Genomic DNA, 26666 nt, shown 5'->3' with positions numbered 1-26666 from the left:
TTTTATTATCGAGTTCGGTGACCGCCTGGACGGTCACTTCTGAGAAAAGGCATTTACACAGAATCGTGTACAGGGTCCCAAAACCCTTAAATCAGCTCCAGCGCCAGCAGCTCTTCAATCGTCTGACGACGACGGATCAGCCGCGCCACGCCGTTATCAAACAGCACTTCCGGCAGCAGCGGGCGGCTGTTGTAATTGGAAGACATCGACGCCCCGTAAGCCCCGGTGTCATGGAGCACCAGATAGTCGCCCGGCACCACCGCTGGCAGCGCACGGGTTTCAACTTTGCCGCCTTCCTGCTGGGTAAACACATCGCCTGATTCACACAGCGGCCCGGCCACCACGGTATCGATACGCGGCGCGGCGTTTAAATCACGCCCGTCTGCCGCCAGCGCCGTAATGTGGTGGTAGCTGCCATACATCGACGGACGCATCAGGTCATTAAAACCGGCGTCAATCAGCACAAAATGGCGGCTGCCCATCTGTTTGACGCTGCGAACCTGCGACACCAGCACCCCGGACTCAGCCACCAGGAAACGCCCCGGTTCGATCTCCAGCTTCACCGGATGACCGAGGTGTTTTGCCACCTGGTCGCGCGCCGCATTCCACAGGCTGAAGTAGTGGTCAGTATCCACGCCTTCTTCACCTTCATGATAAGGAATAGACAGACCGCCACCTGCGGAAATCGCCTGCAGATCCTGACCAAACTCAACCACCTGGCGCACCATCGCGCCGCACACCTGCTCAAGGTGACCATAGTCCACCCCTGAGCCAATGTGCATATGAATACCCACCAGTTGCAGGTTATAACGCTGCATCACGGCAAGCGCAGCGGGCAGGTCGCTGTACCAAATCCCGTGCTTGCTGTTTTCGCCACCGGTGTTGGTCTTCTGGCTGTGGCCATGACCAAAGCCCGGATTAACGCGCAGCCACACCGGATGACCGGACGAGACTTCACCCAGCTGTTCGAGCATATCCACCGACCCGGCATTCACCGGAATACGCAGCTCGCTCACCCTGGCAAGCGTGGCGTCATCAATCACATCTGCCGTAAAAACAATATCTTCCGGATTTGTTTTTGGGCAGTAACCCGCCACCAGCGCACGCTCAATTTCCCCCAACGATACCGAATCGACCTTCACGCCCTGCTCGCGCATCAGGCGCAGAATATGAATGTTGGAACAGGCTTTTTGCGCGAAACGCACCACATCAAAGCGGGCGAGGCGGGCAATCTGGTCGCGAATGATTTGTGCATCGTAAACCCAGACCGGGCTGCCAAACTCAGCAGGCAGGCGCAGCAGGTTGTCAGCGTTAAGGTCGGTTTCAGTTTGCGTCAGTGGGCGTGGCATAGGGGCGAACTCCGTGATCATTTTTTTATGATTACGCCACAACGCGAGAGGAATAAAAAATATCGCTTTATCGAGAGTCTATGCAAAAATGATATAGGTTGAATCATCAGGACTGTACCATGCCCGCCGTAAATCTGCGTCATATTGAAATCTTCCATGCCGTGATGACGGCCGGTAACCTGACGGAAGCCGCCCAGTTACTGCATACCTCCCAGCCGACGGTCAGCCGGGAGCTGGCGCGATTTGAGAAAGTGTTGGGATTAACCCTGTTTGAGCGTACCCGTGGTCGCCTGCACCCGACGGTACAGGGGCTACGCCTGTTTGAAGAGGTACAGCGTTCCTGGTACGGGCTGGACAGGATTGTCAGCGCCGCCGACAGCCTGCGTGAGTTTCGCCAGGGGGAGCTCTCCATCGCCTGCCTGCCGGTATTTTCCCAGTCTTTTTTACCCTTGCTGTTACAGCCTTTTCTGGCGAAATACCCGGAGGTCAGCCTCAGTATCGTTCCGCAGGAATCGCCGCTGCTCGAAGAGTGGCTCTCCGCCCAGCGCCATGATTTGGGCATCACCGAAACCGTCAGCTCCCCTGCGGGTACGGAGCGCACACCGCTGCTGACCTTCAATGAAGTCTGCGTGTTGCCGCCGCACCATCCGCTGGCGAGCAAGGCGGTCTTAACGCCTGCCGACTTTCAGGGCGAGAATTATATCAGCCTGTCGCGCACCGACAGCTATCGCCAGCTACTCGACGCCCTGTTCAGTGAACATCAGGTCAAACGCCGTATGGTGCTGGAAACCCACAGTGCGGCTTCAGTATGTGCGATGGTGCGGGCGGGAGTGGGTATCTCAGTGGTCAATCCCCTGACGGCGCTGGATTATGCCGCCAGTGGCGTGGTCGTGCGTCGCTTCAGTATCGAAGTCCCTTTTACCGTTAGCCTGATCCGCCCGCTTCATCGCCCGGCATCGGCGCTGGTGCAGGAGTTCAGTCGCCATTTGCAGGCGGCGATGCCGCTTATCACCCGGCAACTGAATGCGGTGCTGAACGCGGTTTAAGAGAGCATAAAGGTAACCGCATCGTCAGCATGCAGAGCGGTGGTGTCAAAGACCGGGATCGGCGATTGTTCAGACGGCACCAGCAGGCCAATTTCGGTGCAGCCAAAGATAACCCCCTCCGCCCCCTGTTCAGCCAGTTGGGCAATCAGGTCAGTATAATAGTCGCGCGAGGCGCTGCTGAAGGTGCCGAGGCAAAGCTCGTCGAAAATTATCTGGTTAACCCGTTCACGATCGGCCTGCTCCGGGATCAGCGTGTCAATATCGAAGCGCTCGCTCAGACGACCGCGATAAAAATCCTGCTCCATGGTGTAGCGCGTACCCAGCAGCGCCACTTTGCGTTGCTTCGCTGCCACAATGGCCCGGCCGGTGGCTTCGGCAATATGCAGGAAAGGCACATCGCAGCGCGCTTCTATCTGCCCGGCAATTTTGTGCATGGTGTTGGTACAGAGCACGATCCCCTGCGCGCCTGCGTTTTGCAGACCCAGCGCGGCATCCGCAAGGATCTCGCCAGCTTTCTCCCAGTCACCGCTGCGCTGGCAGACTTCAATTTCATGGAAATCCACGCTATGCAGTAACAGGCTGGCAGAGTGCAAACCGCCCAGTTTTGCCTTCACGCCTTCGTTGATCTGGCGGTAATAAGGAATGGTCGATTCCCAGCTCATTCCACCCAGCAGCCCTATTGTTTTCATCGTCTCTCTCCGTCGAAGTGAATCCACAGTCAAACAAAGTCGACGACGAGTTTCAAGGCATCTTACAGGCATAAAAAAACCTGCCCGCAGGCAGGTCTTGACTCAGGCAGTCTGGTATTAACGCGCCAGCCAGCCGCCGTCAACGGCAACGGTGTAGCCGTTGATATAGTCAGAGGCTTCGGACGCCAGGAACACAACCGGTCCCATCAGGTCGCTCGGCAGACCCCAACGCCCCGCCGGGATGCGGTCGATGATAGCCGCGCTGCGGTCTTCGTCAGCGCGCAGTTGCTGGGTGTTGTTAGTCGCCATATAACCTGGCGCGATGGCGTTAACGTTGATTTTGTGTTGCGCCCACTCGTTCGCCAGCAGACGGGTCACGCCCATCACGCCGCTTTTCGACGCGGTATAGGACGGTACGCGGATGCCACCCTGGAAGGAGAGCATGGAGGCGATGTTAATGATTTTGCCGCCGTTACCCTGAGCGATAAAGTGCTTCGCCGCCGCCTGAGACATAAAGAACACGCTCTTGATGTTCAGGTTCATCACATCATCCCAGTCACGCTCGCTGAAGTTGATCGCATCTTCACGGCGGATAAGGCCTGCGTTGTTGACCAGAATGTCGATTTTACCGAACTCAGCAACCGCACGCTCCAGCAGTGCCGGAATACCGTCGATTTTACGCAGGTCGGCGGTCAGGCTCAGGAAACGACGCCCCAGCGCCGTTACACGCTCAATAGTTTCGGTCGGTTCAACAATGTTGATACCCACGATGTCACAGCCTGCTTCCGCCAGACCCAGCGCCATACCCTGACCGAGGCCGGTATCACAACCCGAAACTACGGCAACTTTACCTTGAAGAGAAAATGCATCCAGAATCATGTCTGTTCCTTAATCTTTAGCGCCTGCATTCGCAGGCATCATGTGCTTATGCCTGCTGCGCTTAACGCAGATCTTTTACCGCCACGTGGTCCATGTCATCAAAGACCTGGTTCTCGCCTACCATCCCCCAGATGAAGGTGTAAGCGCGTGTTCCGACGCCAGAGTGGATTGACCAGCTCGGCGAAATAACCGCTTGTTCGTTGTGCATCACAATGTGACGCGTTTCCTGCGGCTGCCCCATCATGTGGAAGACGCACGCGTCGTCATCCATGTTGAAGTAGAAGTAAACTTCCATGCGACGTTCATGGGTATGGCACGGCATGGTGTTCCACAGGTTGCCCGGCTCCAGCACGGTTAATCCCATGCTCAACTGGCAGGTTTCCAGTACGTCCGGCACGAAATATTTGTTGATGGTTCGACGGTTGCTGCTCAGGTTATCGCCCAGGGTTACCGGCGCCACATCCGCAGGAGTCACTTTTTTGGTCGGGAAGGTGGTATGGGCAGGGGCGCAGTTGTAGTAGAACTTCGCCGGAGTCGCCGCATCCACGCTGGCGAATACCACTTCTTTAGCGCCTTTGCCGACATAGAGCGCGTCGCGATGCCCTATCTCGTAGCACTGGCCGTCAACGGTTACCGTACCAGGGCCGCCAATGTTGATGAGACCCAGTTCACGACGTTCCAGGAAGTAGCTTACGCCCAGTTGCTTGCCGACTTCACCGCCAACAGAAACCGTTTTAGCCACCGGCTTGATGCCGCCAACAATAATGCGGTCAATGTGGCTGTAAACCATGGTGTATTCGTCATCAACGAACACTTTTTCAACAAGAAACTCATTGCGCAACGCCTGGGTATCCAGGGTTTTAGCATGTGCGCTGTGGATGCTTTGTCTTACTTCCACATTCACCTCCGAAGTCAGTTTTAGTCACCGAAATGTCCCAGGAACTTCACCGGATACATTCTTTTGTATTGCAATATGGGCATATCTTATCCCGGCTAAAACAGGTTTTCAATGATAAATAAAACAACGTTTCAATTTTTCTGTTTTATATTTCCAAAACTGCAAAGAGGATCACGAACAGGCTATTTTGCCAGGCATAAATATGCAGGAACGGGAGAGGAGATTATTAAAATGATCATATCAAACATAGAGTTAATATCATCTTGACGTTTTGACATAGCAAGGGCATTTTTTCTGTCCAAAATCAAAGATGGTATTAATCCCGCTCGGATTAACAATTTTCCTTGCCATTACCATGGGCTTTACGTATAAATTGCGCGGGCCATCACAACATGTGAAACAATGTTTTGATAAATTCAACCCGTTTTTTTGGACACATGAATGCAGAACCTTGTCGATTATCAGATCTGCATGGGGAAAAGAAGGATCATAACGTCCGGGCGATAATCTTCATCGTCCGGCAAGATTTAAGTTAGTGTTTCTGTAACTGGCCTTGCCCTCCTCAACGGAGGGCTTTTTTTTGTCAGTGCGCCACGCACTCAGTCGCGTTCAATCGCCAGCGCCACGCCCTGACCACCGCCAATACACAAGGTTGCCAGCCCCTTACGGGCATTGCGCTTTTTCATCTCATGCACCAGGGAAACTAAAATACGGCAGCCGGAGGCGCCAATCGGGTGACCGAGAGCGATAGCCCCGCCATTCACGTTAACCCGCTTTTCATCCCATTCGAGGATTTTGCCCACCGACAAGGCCTGGGCGGCAAAAGCCTCATTGGATTCAATCAGATCAACATCACTTAACTGCCAGCCGACCCGCTCAAGGCAGCGCCGCGTGGCATACACGGGAGCAATCCCCATTAATGCCGGATCCACGCCGACGCTGGCGAAAGCACGAATACGCGCCATCACCGGCAGATTCAGCGTCCGGGCCATGGTTTCACTCATCATCATGACCGCCGCCGCGCCGTCATTGATGGGCGAGGCATTCCCCGCCGTCACCGAACCGCTACGCTCAAATGCGGGGCTGAGCCGGGCCAGCCCTTCGGCGCTGGCGTCCGTGCGCGGCTGTTCATCGGTATCAACAATCCGGGTGTGACCGTCGGCGGCGAGGGTTTTAACCGCAACGATCTCTTCGCGAAAACGCCCGGAATCAATTGCGGCACGGGCTTTTTGCTGGGAACGAAGAGCCCACTCGTCCTGATGGACACGGCTGATGCCGTACTCACGCGCCAGGTTTTCAGCCGTCACGCCCATATGGTAATCATTAAAAGCGTCCCACAAACCGTCGTGGACAAGGCTGTCAATCAGCTGGCTGTTGCCCAGAGGCGCACCGGTACGGCTGTCGGTCAGCACATGCGGGGCGCGACTCATATTCTCCTGCCCGCCGGCAATCACCACTTCCGCTTCGCCGCACTGAATTGCCTGCGAGGCCAGATGCAGCGCTTTTAATCCGGAGCCACAGACATCATTGATGGTGATCGCCGGAACCGTCATCGGCAAACCGCCTTTAATCGCCGACTGACGGGCAGGGTTTTGCCCGGCTCCGGCGGTAAGGACCTGGCCTAAAATCACTTCATCAACAGAATGGGGATGGATGCCGGTTCGCTCGAGCAGCGCCTGCACAACGTAGCTCCCGAGTTCGACGGCAGAATGGGCCGACAGCGCCCCCTGAAAACAGCCGATCGGTGTGCGAACCGCAGCAACAATCACGACATCTTTCATCTCTACCTCGCGCAAGTTAACCCGGGCAATAGTAGTACGTTGTTATCAACTGTTTTCGTAATTGTTTAAGATTGGTGAGATTTATCACAGAGCCCTGAAAGGGCAAAACAAGCAGAGAAAAAGCGGCGACGGATCGCTCCGCCGCCTGAATCAATATTAGTTGTTAACCGGAATAACTGCACCTTTGTACTTGGTGCGGATCCAGTCCTGGATCTCTTTGGAGTGCAGCACGTTCACCAGCGCAACGATGTCTTTTTTCTTCTCATCGCCACGGTGAACGGTGATGATGTTGGCGTACGGGTTGTTCTCGCCGCTTTCCACTGCAATCGGATCTTTCACCGGGTCCAGACCCGCGTCGATAGCGTAGTTAGCATTGATCACCACCGCATCGCCTTCGTCGTTGTTATACATCTGCGGTAACAGTGCCGCTTCGACGTTCGGCAGGAACTGCAGTTTTTTCGGGTTTTCCACGATGTCACTGATACGCGCCGTCACTTTATCGACGCCCGGTTTCAGTTTGATCACCCCTTCTTTTTCGAAGATAGAGAGAATACGTCCTTCTTCAGATACTGCATCACGCATGATGATTTTGCCGCCCTGCGGCAGATCTTTCAGCGACTTGTGCTTTTTGGAGTAGATACCGATAGGTTCGATATGAATCGCGCCAGCGCTAACGAAATCATAGGTTTTGTCGCCAGCATGGTCTTTCAGGACGCTGTTCAGGTAAGGGATATGCTGGAAGTAGTTAGCATCAATTTCACGGCCTGCCAGCGCGGTGTTTGGCAGGATGTAGTCCTGGAAGGGTTTAATCTCAAGATCGATACCCTGTTTTGCCAGAATCGGTTTCGCCTGCTCAAGAATTTCAGCATGCGGCACGTTAGAGGCGCCCACGGTCAGGGTGTCAGCCCAGGAGGAGAAGCTCATGGCGCTTAAAGTGACGGCGGCGAGCAGTGTCAGTGTTTTTTTCATGATGTTGGTTTCCATTTATATTTTTAGCGTTTATCTAACAAAGAGGTAATAACGTCGCCGCAGTACTGAATGATGAAGACAATGACCAGAATGGTCGCCGTCGCCACCAACGTAACGTCGCCGTGGTTGCGTTGGAATCCTTCCAGATAAGCCAGATTCCCTAAGCCACCCGCACCGATAACCCCGGCCATTGCGCTGTAGCTCACCAGAGCAATCAGCGTAACGGTAATACCGGAAACCAGTGCCGGTGATGATTCGGGGATTAACACCCGAAAAATCAAGGTACTTAAACGTGCGCCCATTGAACGGGTCGCCTCAATAACCCCTTTATCCACCTCGCGCAGGGCGATCTCCACCAGTCGGGCATAGAACGGCGCTGCACCAACTATCAGCGCGGGTAGCGCGGCGTTAGCGCCGAGAATGGTGCCAACGAGGGTTTTGGTGAACGGAATCAGCAATACAATCAAAATGATGAACGGAATCGAGCGGAATACGTTCACCAGAATGGAGATAACGCCGTACAGGGTACGATTCTGGAACAGGCCGCCTTTGGCGGTTAAAAACAGCGCCAGTCCGAGAATAATCCCCAGCACAAAGGTTGCCGCCCCGGACAGCGCCGTCATATACAGCGTCTCCTGCGTTGCCGCCCAGAGCTGTTCAATTTTCAGGTGTGGGAAAAATGTCTCAAACATGGGAAATCACCTCGCCCTCAATATCGCTTTGGCGTAAATCCGCGAGGATATTGTCGACTTGTTCTTGTGTTGCCACGACGTGCACCCAGAGTTGACCAAACACGCCGTGGGCGGTTTGCGTCATCTTGCCGTGCAAAATATTAAAAGGCAGACCGTAACGCAGGGTCAGTTCGCCAACGACCGGCTTGTGGGTGCTGTGGCCGGTAAAGGTCAGCTTAATCACCGTGCCATTCAGATCGCTGTTGAGGTCCGGGTTGAACTCCTCTTCCTCATACTGGCCAATCTGGCGCACAAACTGGCGGGTGATCGGCTGCTGCGGACGGGTAAAGACGCTAATCACATCACCCTCTTCCACCACTTTGCCGTTTTCCATCACTGCCACGCGATCGCAGATTTTACGTACCACATGCATCTCGTGGGTTATCAGCACTATCGTCAATTTGAAGCGCCGATTGATGTCCAGCAACAGCTCGAGGATCTGGTCGGTGGTTTGCGGATCCAGTGCCGAAGTGGCTTCATCGCACAACAGCACATCCGGGCTATTGGCCAGCGCACGGGCAATCCCCACGCGCTGTTTCTGCCCGCCGCTCAGTTGTGACGGATAAGCATCCTCACGCCCTGTTAAGCCCACCAGCTCAATTAATTCCGCCACCCGCGCTTTGATAGCGGCTTTCGGGGCCCCGGCGATTTGCATCGAAAAGGCGATGTTTTCACTGACCGTGCGCGACCACAGCAGGTTGAAATGCTGAAAGACCATACTGATTTTCAGACGGGCCTGTCGCAGGGCCTCACCCCGTGCCGCGGAAATATCCTGATCGTTAATCACCACACTGCCTGAGGTGGGTTTTTCCAGTCCGTTCAACAGACGGATAAGCGTACTTTTCCCGGCGCCGCTATAACCGATAATCCCGTAAATTTGTCCCTGCTCAATCGACAGGGAGACGTTGTCCACTGCGGTAATTGACGCCTTTCCCTGGCTGAAAATCCTGGAGATATTCCTGAGAACAATCATTGCGTTCATGTTTCCGTTTGGCGGTTTAGCAGTATGGATGTCCAGACGATAATAATCAGTCATGAATAAAATTCAAATAACTAAAAAACCAATACTTATATTTTTTTGAGATAAGCATCGCCAAAACCATCATCCTGCGTAATGGATTTTTTCAGTAGTCGTTAGCTAAAAAATGGATATCTCACAGCAAGAGTGACCGGGAATTGCTGAAAATAGCGGCAAAAACACCCTTTTACAGCAATCGACACTTCCGGACGGCTAACAGGCTTTCCATCCTGACGGCTAAACAGCAGGTCATATTTCTTTTCGTTCTAAATACCACACAAAGATTCTTTAAATAGCGAAAATGACAGACCTATCATCCGCTCAACAACTTAATGAGCGGGTAAACACCAATGTCTGTAGTGCATTCTGTCAGTGAACTTATCGGCCAGACGCCGGTGCTCCAGTTACATAAACTGGCGAGCGGGCCATGTCAGCTGTTTTTAAAACTGGAAAACCAGAACCCAGGTGGTTCGATTAAAGACCGCGTGGCACTGTCGATGATTAATGAGGCTGAACGCCGTGGTCAGCTGTCCGCAGGCGGCACCATTATTGAGGCGACCGCAGGCAATACCGGGCTGGGGCTGGCGCTTATTGCCGCGCAAAAAGGCTATTCATTGATTCTGGTAGTGCCGGACAAAATGAGCCGGGAGAAGATATTCCACCTGCGCGCCCTCGGCGCAAAAGTGGTGCTCACCCGTTCTGACGTCAACAAAGGTCATCCGGCCTATTACCAGGATTACGCCCGTCGCCTGGCCGATGAAACGCCAGGCGCTTTTTATATCGACCAGTTTAATAACGAGGCGAATCCACTGGCGCACCGGACCACCACCGCGCCGGAGCTGTACCAGCAGCTGGATGGCGACATCGACGCTATCGTGGTGGGCGTTGGTTCCGGCGGTACTCTTGGCGGGTTGCAGGCCTGGTTTGCCGAACACTCGCCAAAAACCGAATTTGTGCTGGCCGATCCGGCAGGATCGATCCTCGCCGATCAGGTGGAAACCGGACAGTACGGCGAAGCGGGATCCTGGCTGGTCGAAGGCATTGGCGAAGATTTTATTCCGCCGCTGGCCCATATCGAAGGGGTGCATAGCGCCTTTCGGGTCACCGATGCCCAGGCCTTCGCCACCGCTCGGGATTTGCTGCAAGTCGAAGGCGTGCTGGCAGGATCCTCCACCGGTACGCTGCTCAATGCCGCCCTGCGCTACTGCCAGGCCCAGACCACACCGAAGCGCGTCGTCACCTTTGCCTGCGACAGCGGAAACAAATACCTGTCAAAAATGTTTAATGATGACTGGCTGCGTCAGCAGGGTCTGCTCTCCCGCCCGTCCCGTGGGGACTTAAGCGACTTTATCGCGCTGCGTCATGACGAAGGAGCCACGGTCACCGCGGCCCCGGACGATACCCTCGCTGCCGTGCTGGCCCGTATGCGTCTGCACGACTTTTCGCAGTTGCCGGTACTGGAAAAAGGCCGCGTGGTGGGCATTGTTGATGAATGGGATCTGATTAGCTACGTGCAGGGAGACAGCCAGCGTTTTGCAACCCCGGTCAGAGAAGCCATGACCCGCAACGTGGAAACGCTGGATAAACATGCCCCCGAAAGCACACTCAAAGACATCTTCGACCGTGGAAGGGTTGCGGTTATCGCTGATAACGAGCGCTTTCTTGGCCTCATCACCCGCAGTGACGTCCTGACCACCTGGCGCAACCGACTCGAACAGTAAGGAACAAAAATGAAAACATTGAACACACTCAGCGTGCACAGCGGTGCATTCAGCGATCAGCATGGTGCGGTGATGCCGCCGATTTATGCCACTTCCACCTTTGCCCAACCAGCTCCCGGCCAGCACACGGGGTACGAATACTCCCGCAGCGGCAACCCGACGCGTCATGTGCTGGAAACCGCCATTGCCGAACTGGAAAGCGGCAGCCGCGGGTATGCCTTTGCCTCCGGGCTGGCGGCCATTTCCACGGTGCTGGAGCTGCTCGATAAAGACAGCCATATCGTCGCCATCGATGATGTTTACGGCGGCACTTACCGCCTGATTGAAAACGTGCGTCGCCGCAGCACCGGTCTGCGCGTCAGCTGGGTGAAGCCGGACGATCTGGCCGGTCTGGAAGCTGCCATTCGCCCGGATACGCGGATGATTTGGGTGGAAACCCCCACCAACCCGCTGCTGAAACTGGCCGATCTCGCCGCCATTGCCGCGATTGCGAAGCGCCATAAGATTATCAGCGTCGCGGACAACACCTTTGCTTCGCCGGTGATCCATCGCCCGCTGGAGTTTGGCTTCGACATCGTGGTGCACTCGGCGACCAAATACCTCAACGGGCATTCCGATGTGGTGGCCGGGCTGGCGGTGGTGGGGGATAACCCGGCGCTTGCCGAACAGCTTGGTTATCTGCACAACGCGGTCGGCGGCGTGCTCGATCCGTTCAGCAGTTTCCTGACCCTGCGCGGCATCCGCACCCTGTCTCTGCGCATTGAACGCCACAGCAGTAATGCGCTGGCGTTAGCCCAATGGCTTGAGCAGCAGCCGCAGGTGGAGAAAGTCTGGTTCCCATGGCTGGCGTCTCATCCACATCATCAGCTGGCACGCCAGCAGATGGCGCTGCCCGGCGGCATGATTTCGGTGGTGGTAAAAGGGGATGATCAGTATGCAGCAGGCGTTATCAACAAACTGAAGCTGTTCACCCTGGCCGAAAGCCTGGGCGGTGTCGAGAGCCTGGTCAGCCAGCCATTCAGTATGACGCATGCCTCTATTCCGCTGGAGCAGCGGCTGGCAAATGGCATTACGCCACAGCTGATTCGTTTGTCGGTGGGCATTGAAGATGCGCAGGATTTGATTGCCGACTGGCAGCAGGCGCTGGAATAAGGTTGAGTTGTCTCCCTCTCGCTCCAACTTCTCCCTCAGGGTTGCAACCGCACGGACAGTCCCCTCGCCCTCTGGGAGAGGGTTAGGGTGAGGGTGAGGGGGAACATAGGGCTCCGATGGTCGTTCCGTTCACCTTATTTTCCTTGCTTCTCTGTCGCCACATCACTGGTGAACGTGCCAGGGTGGCTCAAATCGCCACCACCCTGGCGACCCGGGCTCTGGCTAAGAAAATCGCCGCTGGCGCGGTACCCTCAGCGTATTCCTTCAGGCTAATCGGGGGCGGGCGGAGGTAACGTCCTTGTAAATCCGCCCTCGCCGCGCGTCCATGCGCGGCGCCCCGGCCTTACGGATACGCTTCGGCGATTTTCAGCCGGACCAGGGCAGCGCTGCCACTCATTTCATTCCATAGCCTAATATCATCGCTTCAGGAAACAGATGGCTGTGCCCCTCAGCATTGAGGTTATCAGCCCCCTATCCCGTTGAGGATCACCAGCGCATCGGCTGGCAGCACCAGTTGCGCACTCGCCAGGTTTTCCTGTAAATGCGTCGGCGACGACGTGCCCGGAATCAACAAAATGTTGGGCGAACGTTGCAGCAGCCATGCCAGCGCCACCTGCATTGGCGTGGCATTCAGACTCTGCGCAACCTCATTCAACTCATTGGATTGCAGCGGCGAGAAGCCACCCAGCGGGAAGAAAGGCACGTAAGGAATATCCTGCGCTGCCAACAGATCAATCAACGCATCATCGGCACGGTTCGCCACGTTATACATGTTCTGCACACAGGCGACCGGGGTCATCGTCTGCGCATCAGCAATCTGTTTTGCCGTCACGTTACTCAGCCCAATGTGGCGAATAAGCCCGCGCTCTTTTAAACGGATCAGGGTTTCCAGTTCCGCTTCCAGCGGCCCTTCCGCCGGGCCGTGAGTGCCATGCATGCTGCGCAGATTCACCACCTCCAGCGCGTCCAGCCCCAGATGGCGCAGGTTATCTTCTACCGCGCGGGTCAGCTCTTCTGCGCTAAAGGCGGGCAGCCAGTTAGCTTTATCATCACGACGCGCGCCAACCTTGGTGACAATACACAGGGAGTCGGCATACGGGTGCAGCGCCTGTTTAATCAGTTTATTGGTGACATGCGGACCATAAAAATCGCTGGTGTCGATATGGTTAACGCCCGCAGCCACGGCGTCACGAAGCACCTGAATCGCCTTCGCTTCGTCAGCAGGCGGCCCAAATACCCCCGGACCTGCCAGTTGCATAGCACCATAGCCCAGGCGACCGACCTTGCGATCGCCCAAACGGTAAGTAAGCGTGGGTTGAGACATGGAAACCTCCAGTGTGATAAGTGCTGCCATTGTAGGACGACGCAGACAGCGGCGATAGCGATATCCATGTACGAGTTTTAACCACTCATTTGCCGTCGCCTACCGAAATAAAAAACCTCTGATATAGTAAATCTATAGCTAATGAGGCCGCCCTATGAAATTTCCTGAAATACCAGAAAACGAAGCTGAGCGTCTTAAATCACTTTATATGATGGATCTGCTGGATAAGAAGGACGATGAACGCCTGGATCGTCTGACCCATCTGGCAAAAACCGCGTTTAACGTCCCGATAGGTTTAATCAGTTTATTAGACCGGGATCGGCAATGGCTGGCATCCTGTAGCGGAAGCGTCGGGGTTCGCGAAACCTCCCGTAATACCTCTTTTTGCGCCCATGCCATTCTGGCGCAGGGCATTTTTATTGTAAAAGATGCCAGCGTCGATGAGCGTTTTCACGATCATCCCTTTGTTGCCGGCGAGCCGCATATCCGTTTCTACGCGGGTTGCCCGGTACGCCTGCCGGATGGTTCGATCGCCGGAACCATTTGCATCATTGATGATAAACCTCGTGATTTCACTCCGGAAAATATCAATTCGCTGCTCGACATCGGGGCGATTGTGGAAGACGAGTTTTATATCATCAGTATGGCAATGACCGATCCGTTGACCGATCTACCCAACAAACGTGGTTTTTATAAACTGGGTGAAAAACGATTCTCGTGGTTAACCGATAACCGGCGTTCATTCAGCCTGGTCTATCTGGATGTGGAAAACATCACCGCGATTAACGAATTCTTCGGGCATACCGAAGGTGACGCCACGCTGAAGAAATTTGCCACGACCCTGAGTCGCTGCCTGAAGAAAAACGATGTGGCGGCACGCATTGAAGGGGGGAAATTTGTGGTGCTGCTCGGTCATGATGAAGATCAGGATGTGGACACCTTCCTGTTTAGCCTGCAATCAAAAATTGACGATCTGAACGAGAAGTCGATGAAGCAGTTTCGCCTGCACTATGCCTACGGCATTGTGGAGTACGATCCCGACAGATACAGCAACCTGCTGGAGATGATGAACAACAGCGAGCACGTGATGTATCTGGAGCGCAAGAAATCGGCAATGCGCCCCACTCAGCCAAAGCCATCGCGCGAGAAATCCTGAAGCCTGCAACCAGATAGAATAAAAAAGCCCGCTGATGCTGAACAACAGCGCCAACGGGCCGGGGCGTTATGGACGGGATGCCGTACCGTCCGGGGTACGCGCCATGGTCCAGGAAGGAATACCGCCTTCACATGGGTACTTCGCCGCTTTGGCTTCATCAATATCGATGCCCAGCCCAGGCTTATCGTTCAGGTAAGCATAACCCTGGTCAATCTCAGGGCAGCCAGGGAAGACATCGCGCAGCGCGTCATTCATCGGCGTGTATTCCTGAATACCAAAGTTTGGCGAGCTGAGATCCAGATGCATGTTGGCGCAGACGCCGACCGGGGAGATATCTCCCGGCCCGTGCCAGGCCGTACGCACACCGTTCAATTCGCTGTAAACAGCCAGTTTCTTCGCCGGAGTGATGCCGCCAATGGTACTGACGTGGCAGCGAATGTAATCAATCAGCTTGTTGTCGATAAGCGGTTTCCACTCGTTCACGTTCACAAACAGCTCCCCCATTGAAACAGGCGTGGAGGACTGCTGGCGCAGCATCTTCAGCCAGTCGATATTTTCCGGGGCCACCGGATCTTCCAGATAGAAGAGCTGATATTGCTCCAGGGTTTTCGCCAGGTTGATGGCCGTCACCGGGGTGACTCGTTCATGTACGTCATGAATGAATTCGATGCCGAAACCCAGCTTATTGCGCAGATGCTCAAACAGTCGCGGAACGCTTTTCGCATAAGCATCCGGGTCGAAGTAGATGCCCGGCGTTTTGCTGCGTGGAGAACGTTTTGGCAGGATGTTTTTCGCCCGTGCCAGCTGGGTGGCAATCAATTTGAGATCGTCAGTGCCCGCGCCGCCGTACATCCCCATCTGACAGCGAACGTACTGGTAGCCCTCTTCCATTCTGGCGCGGATATTGTCTTCGACTTCAACTTCGTCACCGCCATCGGTGTGGCAGTACAGCGGGATCCCGTCGCGGCATTTCCCGCCTAACAAATCGTAGACCGGCATACCTGCCAGCTTGCCTTTGATATCCCACAGCGCCATATCCACACCCGACAGCGCATTGTTCATGATCGGCCCGTTGCGCCAGTAACCGCTCACCGCGCCGGATTGCCAGATATCTTCTATACGCGTCGGATCCTTGCCAATCAGGAACGGGGCCATGTATTCATCAATGGCGCTTTTCACTGCGAAAATACGCTGGGTGAAGGTGGCACACCCCAGGCCATAGAGACCAGGCTCATTGGTTTCAACCTTCACAACGGCCAAATCAATCCCGCCAGGTGCCGTCAGAATGGTTTTTACATTGGTAATTTTCAGGTTACTCACTTGCACTCCTCAGTTCTGCGAATTTACTGCAAGCCACGCCAGTTACGGATGACATTGCGTTAATCTGTAAGTTGTCCTACAACTTGATGCAGTTATATCACGCTTATTTATCCGATGATCGTTAAGGAACTGATTCTGTGACAGCGATCAAACCCCAGAAAAAAACACAATAAATACATATAGATATAAATATTTAAGTAAAAATAACGCTATTATTGTGTGATCGACATTGCAAATTTATTTGTGTGAGATTGCTTTTGCCTGCTCAAAAACCCAACCTTAAATAAGACAGTCGTCATACAAATTAACTCAAAGAGGAAATGAGATGAGCGCGTTATTTGATTTAACGGGGAAAACAGCACTGGTCACCGGCTCTGCACGCGGCCTGGGATTTGCCTATGCCGAAGGACTGGCTGCCGCAGGTGCCCGGGTTGTGCTGAACGATATCCGCGACACCTTACTGGCCGAGTCCGTCGACACTCTGGCGACAAAAGGTTACCAGGCGCACGGTGTCGCCTTTGACGTGACCGACGAAGCCGCGATCGAAAAAGCCTTTGCGGACCTGGATGCACAGGACATCCATGTCGATATTCTGATCAACAACGCGGGTATTCAGTACCGCAAACCCATGGTGGAGCTGGAGCTGGAAAACTGGCAAAAGGTGATTGATACCAACCTGACCAGCGCATTTCTGGTCTCCCGTGCGGCAGCAAAAAGGATGATTGCCCGTAAAACCGGCGGGAAAATCGTCAATATCGGTTCCCTTACCAGCCAGGCGGCCCGACCAACCGTTGCGCCTTACACGGCGGCAAAAGGCGGAATCAAGATGCTCACCTGCTCCATGGCAGCAGAATGGGCGCAGTTTAACATTCAGAGCAACGCTATCGGGCCGGGCTACATCCTGACAGACATGAATACCGCGCTTATTGAAGACAAACAGTTCGATAGCTGGGTGAAGAGCAGCAACCCGTCCCAGCGCTGGGGCCGCCCGGATGAACTGATCGGTACGGCGGTGTTCCTGTCGTCCAAAGCCTCTGACTACATTAACGGGCAGATTATTTACGTCGACGGCGGCTGGCTGGCGGTGCTGTAACTCACAAACGTACTCTACATTTTTTGCCTTTAAAATTTCCGGTATGCCTTTGCTTTACACGTAAAGGCCTGCCGATATAACACAGGTATGATTATGCAGGCTTCAAGACAACGACTCTTTATTCTCACATTGCTGTTTATTGTCACAGCAATTAATTATATGGATCGCGCCAACCTTGCCGTTGCCGGCACAAATATTCAGAACGATTTTAATTTGACGCCAACGCAGCTGGGTTTGCTTTTTTCTATGTTTACCTGGGCCTATGCGGCCAGCCAGATCCCGGTGGGGTATGTGCTGGATCGTATAGGATCACGCATTCTTTACGGCGGGGCAATTATTCTCTGGAGTGTCTTCACCTTTATGATGGGGTTTTCTTCTCATCATTTATTTGCCACTGCGACGGCGTCATTTATTATGTTACTGGCCTGTCGCGCACTTATTGGTGTGGCAGAAGCTCCGTCATTCCCGTCTAACACCAAAATTATTGCCACCTGGTTTCCTGATCATGAGCGAGCCCGTGCCACGGCGATTTATTCCAGCGCACAATATATCGGTCTGGCGCTGTTAACCCCTGCCCTTTCTTTTATTGTTGCCAACTACGGCTGGGAAATGTCGTTCTATTTATCAGGTGGTGCCGGAATTCTGTTTGGCATCTACTGGCTAATGTATTACCGCGACCCGCAGCACAGCACCTCGGTGAACCAGGCTGAGCTGGATTACATTAAGGCTGGTGGCGGCTATGGCTCCACGAACCAGTCCTCGGTGAGTGCGAAAATCAGCTGGCAGGATATTAAATTCTTCCTGAGCAAAAAGACGGTCTGGGGCCTGTTCATCACCCAGTTCGCCTGTTCATCCACGCTCTATTTCTTCCTGACCTGGTTTATTGTTTATCTGGAAAAAGGACTGCATCTCTCGATTTCCAAAGCAGGAATGGGGGCAATGTTGCCCTATATTATGGCCATGTTTGGGGTGTTGTGCGGCGGCACGCTCAGCGACATGCTACTTAAAAAAGGAAAATCCAGAACCTTCGCTAGAAAATTACCGGTGATGGCAGGATTGTGCGTCACTATGGTTATTGGCCTGGTCAATTTCTTTGAAGACCAACCGGTGATTGCCATTGTTATTCTCTCAATTGCCTTCTTCGCCAACGCCTTCTCAAATTTAGGCTGGGTGGTATGGAGTGATGTCATTCCACGTAATTTCCTCGGCACCATGGGCGGCTTTTTAAATATCTGCGGCAACCTGTCCGGCATCGTCAGTCCAATTGTTATCGGGGTTATTCTCCAGCGCACTCAAAATTTCCAGTACGCCATGTGGTATATCGCCGCCGTCGCCGGAATGGGGCTATTAGCTTACATCTTCCTGGTCGGAAAAATTGAAGTGATTTTGCCTGAGAAAATGAACACGAACAGCAGCGATAGCAACGCAGTTAATCCGGCGACCGCCAATAAATAAGAGGTCTTTATGAGCACTGAAAAAATCACCTGCAACGCCTGTCTGGCGCATGCAGAAAAAGATGTCCGTTTTGAATCCCGCGAGATTGAGCACGGCGACAACGATGTACTGGTGAAGGTCGCTTATGGCGGTATCTGCGGCTCAGACATTCACTATTACCAGCATGGCCGTGCAGGGATGTCCATTCTTAAACACCCAATGGTCATTGGGCATGAGTTTGTCGGCATCATCAAGAAAGTCCCGGCGAACAGTGACCTGAAAGTGGGCCAGACCGTCGCTGTGAATCCATCCTGCCCCTGCAACCAATGTGAGATGTGCCTTTCCGGCCATCAGAACCTGTGTGGTTCGATGCGCTTTATGGGCAGCGCCCAATTTAACCCTCATGTGAACGGCGGTTTCTCTGAGTATGTGGTGGTCAAACCGCAGCAATGCATTCCTTATGACAGCCGTGTGCCCGCCAACGTCATGGCCTTTTCCGAGCCGCTGGCGGTGTCCATCCACGCAGTGAAAATGGCAGGCCAGCTGACAGGAAAACGCGTACTGGTTATTGGTGCAGGCCCGATTGGCTGTCTGATCCTCGCCGCCGCGAAAAGCGCAGGCGCCTCCGAACTGGTGGCATCCGACTTAAGCCCACGCTGTCTGGAGTTGGCTCACCAGATGGGTGCCACGGCGGTGATGGATCCGCGCGATGAAGAAAAGGTTGCCCGCTATCAACAGCAAAAAGGTTACTTTGACATCGTATTTGAAGCCTCCGGAGCTCCTGCCGCCGTGGCGTCTACCGTTGATTTCACCCGCCCTGCAGGCACTATTGTGCAGGTGGGGATGGGCCCAGGGCCGGTGAACTGGCCGGTTTCTCCGATGCTGGTCAAAGAGATCAATTGGGTGGGTTCCTTCCGCTTTATCGGCGAATTTGTTACCGCCGTACGCTGGCTGGAAGATGGCCGAGTGGATCCCCGCCCGCTTATCAGCGCTGAATTCCCGCCGGAAAAAATCGAAGACGCACTGATTACCGCAACGGATAAAAACATCTCCGCTAAAGTCCTCATTCGTTTCGAGTAACCGTGATAAGCGCCCGGTTGGGCGCTTTGTTCTTAAAAGTGAATTGTTATACAATAAAACACTCCACGGCACCTTACCGGACACCGATCTTGAGCATAAAATCCATTCAAAAACAGAATGTTGTAAATGAAATTTATGATCAGATAAGCGCAAAACTGCTGGATGGCAGTTGGCCGCCGGGTAGCCGCCTCCCCTCCGAAGCCGAACTGACCACCTCGTTTAACGTCAGCCGGGTCAGCGTGCGCAGCGCCGTGCAACGCTTTCGCGATCTGGGCATTGTAGTCACCCGTCAGGGCAGCGGCAGCTACGTCAGCGACCATTTCACGCCGCAGATGCTAAGTCACGACCCTCGTCCCATCATGCACCTGAGCCGCGAAGAATTTCACGACATGATGATCTTCCGCCAGACCGTGGAGTTCAAATGCGTGGAGCTGGCGGTAACCCACGCCACTGAGGATGATATTCGCCAGCTTGAGCAGGCACTGAACAATATGCTTATCAATAAAGGCGACTATAAAAAGTACTCCGAGGCGGATTACGAATTCCATCTGGCGATCGTACGGGCTTCGCACAACAGCGTGTTTTACAACGTGATGAGCTCCATCAAAGATATTTATTACTACTATCTGGAAGAGCTGAACCGTGCGCTGGGGATCACCCTTGAGAGCGTGGAAGCCCATATTAAGGTTTACATGTCGATTAAAAATCGCGATGCCACCACCGCAGTACAAGTCCTCAACGAAGCCATGTCAGAAAATATTGTCGCCATTGAGAAGATAAAATCGACGGACGCCGCAGAGAAGTAACGCGAGCATTCGCCAGCAGCGGCTGCCGCTGGCGAACGCGATTACCGCGCGGACGTTAAAACCTGCATGCACCTTCATGCAGCTATGTTGTCTTCCACAATCCCCCGCCAGCCATAAAGATAACCCTGCCGACGTCTTCTCAAATCCCTCTTTCACTGCTGCGAAAACAATAATTTCGTGACTGCCTTCGCATTTGAACATCAAAATGACAGCGCTATCATTTTTGTTTCAATGGATCTTTTTCCGGCCAAATTGTCGCTGAAAATCGATAACCTGAAGTCACAATTATCAGGGTGAACAAAACGAATTGTTGAGCAATTGTGAGACAAAAATGGGGAGCCCGAAGCGGATTTTAACGCCCGGATTACAGTCTCCTTCTGATTCGTGAATGTAGTCGCGTATTGATAGTCATATGCAACATAAATCAACATTAAATCGAAAAATATTTAGGCTAATGCATGAAGCTCAGGCTTGCAATTGTGGCTACAATTTAGCTATTCTGCTGTCGCTGTGAACAAATTACCGCCCTGTTTTCTTCCTCTGATCCAATCTTCCATAACTTCTCGCCATTTCCCTTATGCTCCACCTTGTTTGTCTTAACTTTTGGCATTAATCCATGCCATAAAAATCATAACGACATGATAATTAAGAATATAGAAAGATTTAACACGTAATACAACGATTCAATTATTGAATCAATACCCAACTTATTCAGACTTTTTTTGTTAGAAATTAAGGCATAGAATCCTCCTCATTCGCAGTAAAGTGCCTCGTTATTATTCATGGCAGATAACCGTTTTATGATATTCATCGACGGTTATCATTTTTCCGCAGGAGGAACTATGCCAGCTCAGTCTTCAACTCCCGTTGTAACGTCCGTTAAAGTCATCCCGGTAGCCGGTCATGACAGCATGCTGATGAACCTGAGCGGTGCTCACGCGCCGTTCTTCACCCGTAACATCGTTATCATCACTGATAATTCCGGTAACACCGGTGTGGGTGAAGTCCCTGGCGGCGAAAAAATTCGCCAGACCATTGAAGATGCAGCGCCGCTGATTGTCGGCAAAACCCTCGGCGCTTATAAAAACGTCCTCAATGACGTGCGCAATGCTTTTGCTGACCGCGATGCCGGTGGCCGTGGTTTGCAGACGTTTGACCTGCGTACCACTATCCACGTGGTAACCGCCATTGAATCTGCAATGCTCGACCTGCTGGGTAAACACCTGGGCGTTAACGTGGCTTCCCTGCTTGGCGATGGCCAGCAGCGCAGCGAAGTGGAAATGCTTGGCTACCTGTTCTTCGTCGGTAACACCAAAGCCACGCCGCTGCCGTACCAGAGCCAGCCGGATGACAAATGCGACTGGTATCGCGTGCGTCATGAAGAAGCGATGACCCCGGACCGCGTAGTGCGTCTGGCAGAAGCGGCATATGAAAAATATGGCTTCAACGATTTCAAACTGAAAGGCGGCGTACTGGCAGGTGAAGAAGAAGCCGAATCCATTGTGGCGCTGGCAAAACGCTTCCCGCAGGCTCGTGTAACCCTCGACCCGAACGGCGCATGGTCCCTGAACGAAGCTATCAGCATCGGTAAACACCTGAAAGGCGTGCTGGCCTATGCAGAAGATCCGTGTGGCGCTGAGCAGGGCTTCTCCGGTCGTGAAGTGATGGCGGAGTTCCGTCGCGCTACCGGTCTGCCGACGGCGACCAACATGATTGCCACCGACTGGCGTCAGATGGGTCACACCTTGTCCCTGCAATCCGTGGATATCCCGCTGGCGGATCCGCACTTCTGGACCATGCAGGGCTCGGTTCGTGTGGCGCAGATGTGCCATGAGTTTGGCCTGACATGGGGTTCTCACTCTAACAACCACTTCGACATTTCCCTGGCGATGTTCACCCACGTAGCTGCCGCAGCACCGGGCAAAGTGACCGCTATCGACACCCACTGGATCTGGCAGGAAGGTAACCAGCGCCTGACCAAAGAGCCGTTTGAAATCAAAGGCGGCATGGTGCAGGTACCGACCACTCCGGGTCTGGGCGTAGAGCTGGATATGGACCAGGTGATGAAAGCCCATGAGCTGTATCAGAAACACGGTCTGGGCGCACGTGACGATGCGATGGGCATGCAGTATCTGATCCCAGGCTGGAAGTTTGACAACAAACGTCCTTGCATGGTGCGTTAATTCGTCCTGAGTAATACAAGGCCCGCAGGCATTAACCTGCGGGCCTTTTTACTGTGCTGAAAAAGTGCCGGGTTAACGACAGGCTGAAGCAAACGCGCCAGGCGTCATCCCAAAATGGGTGCGAAAGATGCGTGAGAAGTGGCTTTGATCAAAAAATCCCACGTCCTGAGCGGTCTGTGAGGCGCTAACGCCCAGAGCCAGCAGCGATTTTGCCCGGATCAGGCGGATCTGGGTCAGGAAACGGTGGACGGAAAGCCCGGTACTGGTCTGGAAAAGGCGCATAAAGTGAAACTCGCTCAGGCCAACGGCGCTGGCGACATCCCCGACGCTCACCGTCTGGTGATAGTGAGTTTGCAGATAATCAATGGCCCGACGAATATCGGCCCGGGCATTGCTCGCAGCCATGCCGCGTGTGGTGCGCTCCCCGTAGTGGGAAATCAATAAACTCAGCAGTTGAAACAGGATGCACTCTTTTTCCATCGCGTCCTGGCTTTGCGTCAGCACCGAGGCTGACCGGAGCAATCCTTTGGCCATGTGCGGAGCATGGCGCATAATCTCGCGACCAAAATTAATCTGCCCTCTGCCGGGCAGCACCTCTTCGGCAACGGACTGCACCAGCGAAGCTGAGGGGTAAAAGGCGCAGTAATCCCAGCCCAGATCCCGTTCCACCGCTTCCCCGGTATGCACATCGCCGGGATGAATGATCATCACCGTACCCGCAGCCGCGACGCCCGTTTTACGACAGACCTGATTGCGCTGTGCGCCACGGGCAAAAACAGCCATCACAAACTCATCATGAAAATGCGGCGGGTAACGGTGATCGAAGCAGGAGGCGCGCAGGACTTCCATCTCCCCCTGAAAGGCTTTGTCTTTCCATAATTTGATGTCATCGCGCTTTTCTTTCATACAGCCACTCACACCTTTGTTGCCAACATCCCGACGATGAGCAGGATTTTACTATCACCCAGGCTCTGTTCCCTTAAACTGTGCGATTCTCATTCGTTAAGTTTATGGATTATAGAATGTCATTTAACATGAATTATGAAAATGCTGAAGAGGCTAACAACAGCTTTTTAGCCGGGGTGATCGCCTGCCTGCCCACCATGCCGGGATACTGGAGTATTGGTATGGCCGCAGGGGCGATTGGCACATTGTCAGGATTCTCCCTGCTGCACACCACGTTGCTGGCTGCCGGATTGTACGCGGGATCCGCCCATTTTCTCTTCTATTCTCTGTGGGCTGCCGGGGCTGAATCCGCCTCGGTTATTCTGAGCGTCGCGCTGGTTAATATGCGCTATTTGCTGATGAGTTCAGCATTAAGCATCTGGTTTCGAAACTCCACCGGGCTGCAAAAACTTATCAGTGGCTTGCTGCTGACGGATGAAACCTTTGGCGTCGCCGTTCAGCACGCCACTCGGAGCGGATCTTTACCCTTTTCCTGGATGCTCGGCCTGAACGTCTCGGCCTGGCTGAACTGGATACTTGCCTGCATCGCTGGCGCCTGGATGGCAACGGCACTGCCCGCTTTCCTGATGGAAGGGCTGAGCTTTAGTCTGGTATCGATGTTTGTCGGTCTGCTGGTGATGACCTGGTATGCCAGCAAACACAAGATCCCCGAAACCGCTGCGGTTCTGGCCGCCATACTGATTACCCTGTTCACCAGCAACTGGTTAAGTATGCATCTGGTCGTCATTATCGCGGCCATGCTGGCGGCATCAATAGCCACACTTGTGCTGCGTATGACGGCCAAAAAGGAGCAATAAAATGAATCAATCGATCCTCTTTGCCATTGCCATGGCGGCCCTGGTAACGGCCCTGATGCGTACAGTCCCTCTTTTCCTGCTGGCAAGATTTCATCTGCCGCAGGGGCTGGAGCGCTGGCTGAGCTTTATTCCTGCCGCCATTATGGCCGCCATCATTACCGCAGAGGTTATTGCTAAACCGGTGTGGTCGCCGTCCGGTCTCAGCCTGTCGTTGCTCGCCACCCTGATTGCCGCCGTAGCGGGGATCGTCACCCGCAGCCTGTTCCTGACGGTAATAGCCGGAATGGCCGCGATGATGGGGCTGAGTTATGTGCTGATATCCTGACGGGATTCTGAAGTCGGGGAGGATGTGGTGCGCGTTCGCACCACATCAACACTTTGAATATAAAGCAGACTAACGAAACACCGAAATGGCTTCGGCCAGGCGGGTCACCTGAGTATTCAATTGCTCTGAGGCATCCGCCCCTTCCTGGACGCGATCGGCATTTTGATGGGTGATTTTATCCAGCTCTTCCACCGCCAGGCTTATCTGGCTGATAGCGGTAGCCTGCTCCGCAGTGGCCTCGCTGATATGCTGGATCAGGGTGGTGACATTTTTGACCTGCCCCACAATCTCCTGCATGGTTTTACCCGCGTTATCAGCCAGTTGGCTTCCGGAACGCACCTGCGACACGCTGGATTCAATCAGGGCTTTAATCTCGTTAGCAGCACTGGCGCTGCGCTGGGCAAGGTTACGCACTTCGCCTGCGACCACCGCAAAGCCTTTGCCCTGCTCACCGGCACGTGCGGCTTCGACCGCCGCGTTAAGAGCAAGAATGTTGGTCTGAAAAGCGATGCTGTCGATGATGCTGGTAATGCTGGCTATCTGGTCTGAGCTTTCGCCAATATTCCCCATCATTTTGATCATCCCATTCATCACTTCGCCGCCTTTTTCCGCGGCCTCCCGGGTAGCCTGAGAGAGCGCACTGGCTTCAGCTGCCGTCTGGGTATTACTTTTCACCGTCGCCGCCAGTTGATTCATGGTTGCCGCCGTTTGCTGTACGCTCGCCGCCGCCTGATCCGTCTGACGGCTCAGACTGTCATTGCCCTGGCATAGCGCATCCGTCGCTTTGAGCACCATCACCGCCTGACTGCTGACATCGTTAATAAGCCAACGGAACATCAACCCCAGCTGGCTTATCGCCCTTAAGGTGACGCCAACTTCATCGATACGCGTCGTCTGCTCCACCTGCTGGTTTTCCCCGGTCGCCACCTGCAAAGCCTGGTGACATAACCGCTCCACCGGGCGCACAATTTGCATCTCCAGCCAGCTCATAATCACCAGCATCAGTACCGCCATTGCTCCGCTGAAACTGCCCAGTTGCCCCGGCGTAAGCTGACAAAAATATCCCGCCAGAATGCTCAGCAAAAACAAAACAATAAATGCCGATCTTAGCCGCCAGCGTAATGGCATCGCCACCAGCGCGGTGCGCCAGCGCATCAGCCCGGTGCGCATAATCAGCCCTTTATAGAGCCGCTTTCCCTGCGCATTTCCCTCACGAAACTGACGGTACAGGTCTTCGGCGCCAGCCACCTCGGCGGCATCCGGCTTTGTGCGCACCGACATATATCCCTTTACGCTACCTTTGCGGATGATGGGGATCGCATTTGCCCGCACCCAGTAGTGGTCGCCATTTTTACAGCGGTTCTTTACCAGCCCGCTCCAGGGTTCGCCTTTTTTTAGGGTGAACCACATATCGGCAAAAGCCTGCGGGGGCATATCCGGATGGCGTACCAGATTATGTGGCTGCCCATCCAGTTCGGTTAATGAAAAGCCTGAGACTTCAATAAAAGCATCGTTAGCGTAATTAATATAACTGTCGGGATCCGTTGTCGACATTAGCGTTGCGCCATTATCAAAAACGAGTTCTTGCTGTGTGACAGGATGATTTTCACGCATAGAATATATTCCCATAAGGCTTGAGAGAATTTTATAAGTATCTGAGACTAATGCCTATACTCCGCGAAAACTGGTAAAAACTTAATGATATTATGATATTGAAATAAAACAATTGTGAACACAATCATAGTTCAAAAAATTATTTTAAGAGTGATTTTTCAGTAGCCTATAATATCCACCCAGTATGACTTAAAATAAACATCACTAAATCTTATTAGCATTATTACCTCCATTCTTCGCCCATCATGTTATCTATACTTAAGGAAGGTGCGATTTAATCGTCAGTTATGAGAACATAAGGCTTTCTTTGCCATAGATTTTTCACGATGCCCGCA

General features: G+C 53.5%; 23 protein-coding genes. 11 read left to right on the top strand and 12 right to left on the bottom strand.

Translation table 11 applies throughout. From position 1 onward, the window contains the following. Nucleotides 1-86: 86 nt before the first annotated feature. The gene (lysA, locus tag ACSZO4_RS14985) at nucleotides 87-1349 is read right to left on the bottom strand and encodes a diaminopimelate decarboxylase (protein WP_437889851.1); all 1263 of its coding nucleotides are present in this window, start codon (nucleotides 1347-1349) and stop codon (nucleotides 87-89) included. Nucleotides 1350-1468: 119 nt separating this feature from the next. Here lysA and ACSZO4_RS14980 point away from each other — a divergent pair, with 119 nt between their 5' ends. Then, entirely contained in the window at nucleotides 1469-2395 is a 927-nt protein-coding gene (locus ACSZO4_RS14980) for a LysR family transcriptional regulator (RefSeq protein WP_437889850.1), read from the top strand. Here the strand turns inward: ACSZO4_RS14980 and ACSZO4_RS14975 are convergent. The 7 genes from ACSZO4_RS14975 to ACSZO4_RS14945 all read right to left on the bottom strand — a co-directional run bounded on the left by ACSZO4_RS14975 (nucleotide 2392) and on the right by ACSZO4_RS14945 (nucleotide 9315). Further along, on the bottom strand, nucleotides 2392-3084 hold the full coding sequence (locus ACSZO4_RS14975) for an aspartate/glutamate racemase (protein ID WP_437889849.1): 693 nt from the start codon (nucleotides 3082-3084) through the stop codon (nucleotides 2392-2394). The two genes, ACSZO4_RS14980 and ACSZO4_RS14975, sit on opposite strands and share 4 nt — an antisense overlap. A gap of 117 nt (nucleotides 3085-3201) precedes the next feature. After that, complete coding sequence (kduD, locus tag ACSZO4_RS14970) at nucleotides 3202-3963, bottom strand: 2-dehydro-3-deoxy-D-gluconate 5-dehydrogenase KduD (protein ID WP_437889848.1); 762 nt, start codon at nucleotides 3961-3963, stop codon at nucleotides 3202-3204. 61 nt (nucleotides 3964-4024) lie between these two features. Further along, nucleotides 4025-4861, bottom strand: coding sequence for a 5-dehydro-4-deoxy-D-glucuronate isomerase (gene kduI / locus ACSZO4_RS14965; protein ID WP_437889847.1), 837 nt, complete (start codon nucleotides 4859-4861; stop codon nucleotides 4025-4027). Nucleotides 4862-5460: 599 nt separating this feature from the next. After that, nucleotides 5461-6642 carry an acetyl-CoA C-acetyltransferase gene (locus ACSZO4_RS14960; RefSeq protein WP_437889846.1) on the bottom strand — a complete coding sequence of 394 codons (1182 nt, stop codon included), beginning with the start codon at nucleotides 6640-6642 and terminating at the stop codon, nucleotides 5461-5463. 156 nt (nucleotides 6643-6798) lie between these two features. Next, nucleotides 6799-7611: a MetQ/NlpA family ABC transporter substrate-binding protein gene (locus ACSZO4_RS14955; protein ID WP_437889845.1), complete on the bottom strand. Its 813-nt coding sequence runs from the start codon at nucleotides 7609-7611 to the stop codon at nucleotides 6799-6801. 23 nt (nucleotides 7612-7634) lie between these two features. Then, the gene (locus ACSZO4_RS14950; RefSeq protein ID WP_437889844.1) at nucleotides 7635-8303 is read right to left on the bottom strand and encodes a methionine ABC transporter permease; all 669 of its coding nucleotides are present in this window, start codon (nucleotides 8301-8303) and stop codon (nucleotides 7635-7637) included. Beyond that, nucleotides 8296-9315 carry a methionine ABC transporter ATP-binding protein gene (locus ACSZO4_RS14945; RefSeq protein ID WP_437889843.1) on the bottom strand — a complete coding sequence of 340 codons (1020 nt, stop codon included), beginning with the start codon at nucleotides 9313-9315 and terminating at the stop codon, nucleotides 8296-8298. Before ACSZO4_RS14945 ends, ACSZO4_RS14950 begins: the two co-directional genes overlap by 8 nt. 395 nt (nucleotides 9316-9710) lie before the next feature. Here ACSZO4_RS14945 and ACSZO4_RS14940 point away from each other — a divergent pair, with 395 nt between their 5' ends. Next, on the top strand, nucleotides 9711-11081 hold the full coding sequence (locus ACSZO4_RS14940; protein ID WP_437889842.1) for a pyridoxal-phosphate dependent enzyme: 1371 nt from the start codon (nucleotides 9711-9713) through the stop codon (nucleotides 11079-11081). A 9-nt stretch (nucleotides 11082-11090) separates the two neighbouring features. After that, complete coding sequence (locus ACSZO4_RS14935) at nucleotides 11091-12233, top strand: trans-sulfuration enzyme family protein (RefSeq protein ID WP_437889841.1); 1143 nt, start codon at nucleotides 11091-11093, stop codon at nucleotides 12231-12233. Nucleotides 12234-12696: 463 nt separating this feature from the next. On the opposite strand, the gene ACSZO4_RS14930 is transcribed toward ACSZO4_RS14935, so the two are convergent. After that, nucleotides 12697-13557 (bottom strand): aldo/keto reductase family oxidoreductase, encoded by an 861-nt coding sequence (locus ACSZO4_RS14930; protein WP_437889840.1) that lies wholly within the window; start codon nucleotides 13555-13557, stop codon nucleotides 12697-12699. Nucleotides 13558-13711: 154 nt separating this feature from the next. Here ACSZO4_RS14930 and ACSZO4_RS14925 point away from each other — a divergent pair, with 154 nt between their 5' ends. Beyond that, complete coding sequence (locus ACSZO4_RS14925; RefSeq protein WP_437889839.1) at nucleotides 13712-14713, top strand: sensor domain-containing diguanylate cyclase; 1002 nt, start codon at nucleotides 13712-13714, stop codon at nucleotides 14711-14713. 66 nt (nucleotides 14714-14779) lie between these two features. Here ACSZO4_RS14925 and ACSZO4_RS14920 read toward each other — a convergent pair whose 3' ends face one another. After that, on the bottom strand, nucleotides 14780-16033 hold the full coding sequence (locus ACSZO4_RS14920; RefSeq protein WP_437889838.1) for an enolase C-terminal domain-like protein: 1254 nt from the start codon (nucleotides 16031-16033) through the stop codon (nucleotides 14780-14782). Nucleotides 16034-16358: 325 nt separating this feature from the next. Between ACSZO4_RS14920 and ACSZO4_RS14915 the strand changes: the two genes are divergently transcribed. From ACSZO4_RS14915 to gudD, 5 genes are all read left to right on the top strand, one after another. Next, nucleotides 16359-17126, top strand: a complete 768-nt coding sequence (locus tag ACSZO4_RS14915) for an SDR family oxidoreductase (protein ID WP_437889837.1) — start codon at nucleotides 16359-16361, stop codon at nucleotides 17124-17126. 93 nt (nucleotides 17127-17219) lie between these two features. Continuing rightward, nucleotides 17220-18581 carry an MFS transporter gene (locus tag ACSZO4_RS14910; RefSeq protein WP_437889836.1) on the top strand — a complete coding sequence of 454 codons (1362 nt, stop codon included), beginning with the start codon at nucleotides 17220-17222 and terminating at the stop codon, nucleotides 18579-18581. 9 nt (nucleotides 18582-18590) lie between these two features. Then, a complete protein-coding gene (gene idnD / locus ACSZO4_RS14905) occupies nucleotides 18591-19640 on the top strand; it encodes an L-idonate 5-dehydrogenase (RefSeq protein WP_437889835.1) in 1050 nt (349 codons plus the stop codon). Between the two features lie 89 nt (nucleotides 19641-19729). Further along, complete coding sequence (locus tag ACSZO4_RS14900; protein ID WP_437889834.1) at nucleotides 19730-20446, top strand: FadR/GntR family transcriptional regulator; 717 nt, start codon at nucleotides 19730-19732, stop codon at nucleotides 20444-20446. An 842-nt stretch (nucleotides 20447-21288) separates the two neighbouring features. Further along, nucleotides 21289-22629 (top strand): glucarate dehydratase, encoded by a 1341-nt coding sequence (gene gudD / locus ACSZO4_RS14895; RefSeq protein WP_437889833.1) that lies wholly within the window; start codon nucleotides 21289-21291, stop codon nucleotides 22627-22629. Nucleotides 22630-22701: 72 nt separating this feature from the next. On the opposite strand, the gene ACSZO4_RS14890 is transcribed toward gudD, so the two are convergent. Then, nucleotides 22702-23535 carry an AraC family transcriptional regulator gene (locus ACSZO4_RS14890; protein ID WP_437889832.1) on the bottom strand — a complete coding sequence of 278 codons (834 nt, stop codon included), beginning with the start codon at nucleotides 23533-23535 and terminating at the stop codon, nucleotides 22702-22704. 116 nt (nucleotides 23536-23651) lie between these two features. On the opposite strand from ACSZO4_RS14890, the gene ACSZO4_RS14885 reads away from it, so the two are divergent. Further along, complete coding sequence (locus ACSZO4_RS14885; RefSeq protein ID WP_437889831.1) at nucleotides 23652-24392, top strand: AzlC family ABC transporter permease; 741 nt, start codon at nucleotides 23652-23654, stop codon at nucleotides 24390-24392. Nucleotide 24393: 1 nt separating this feature from the next. Continuing rightward, complete coding sequence (locus tag ACSZO4_RS14880) at nucleotides 24394-24717, top strand: AzlD domain-containing protein (protein ID WP_437889830.1); 324 nt, start codon at nucleotides 24394-24396, stop codon at nucleotides 24715-24717. A gap of 69 nt (nucleotides 24718-24786) precedes the next feature. On the opposite strand, the gene ACSZO4_RS14875 is transcribed toward ACSZO4_RS14880, so the two are convergent. Further along, a complete protein-coding gene (locus tag ACSZO4_RS14875; RefSeq protein ID WP_437889829.1) occupies nucleotides 24787-26331 on the bottom strand; it encodes a methyl-accepting chemotaxis protein in 1545 nt (514 codons plus the stop codon). Nucleotides 26332-26666: the final 335 nt, after the last annotated feature.

This window comes from Phytobacter sp. V91 (genome assembly GCF_965644225.1).
In the GTDB taxonomy this organism is placed as follows: domain Bacteria; phylum Pseudomonadota; class Gammaproteobacteria; order Enterobacterales; family Enterobacteriaceae; genus CBFFRJ01.
This window is presented reverse-complemented; position numbering and strand designations above follow the sequence as displayed.